This window comes from Desulfurellaceae bacterium, assembly GCA_021296095.1.
In the GTDB taxonomy this organism is placed as follows: domain Bacteria; phylum Desulfobacterota; class Binatia; order Bin18; family Bin18; genus JAAXHF01.
On record JAGWBB010000165.1, the window covers coordinates 4,049 to 4,585 of the forward strand.

The 537-nt window shown below is 70.4% G+C and carries 1 protein-coding gene; it reads right to left on the reverse strand.

Annotated elements, in window-relative coordinates; translation table 11 throughout:
- Positions 1-537 (reverse strand): hypothetical protein (locus tag J4F42_22240; GenBank protein ID MCE2488243.1); only part of this gene is annotated, 537 nt, incomplete at both ends.

Sequence of the window (537 nt, forward strand, 5' to 3'; positions counted from 1 at the left end):
ACCCCGCTGGCGGACTGGCCTGCCCCGCGGCATCTGCCCCCCAGCAGCTGACCGTGCCATCGGCGTTCAGCCCGCAGGTATGCGCCCCGCCCGCACTCACGCTGGGAAAGGGGGCGGCCGGCGGACGCGCCTGCCCGGCGGCGTTGTTGCCCCAGCAGACGAGGCTGCCCCCGGGCTGGATGCCGCAGGTGTGCGTCGCGCCCGGACCCACCAGGCGCAAGGCCCCTGTCGGGGTATTGCTCACCTGGTTATCGTTGTCGTCGCCCCAGCAGACTACGGTCTCGTCGGCCTGGCGCCCGCAGGTGTGATCCCCCCCCGCAAAGACCGCCACAAAGCTGCCCGTGGGGGTGTTCGTGACTTGGTTCGCGCTGTCGGCCCCCCAGCAGACGAGGGTGTCATCGATCTTGAGCCCGCAGCTGTGATCAACGCCCGCACTGACGGCCAGAAAGCTGCCGGTCGGCGTGTTCGTGACTTGGTTCGAGGTGTCAGCGCCCCAGCAGACGAGCGTGGCGTCGGTCTGGAGCCCGCAGCTGTGCT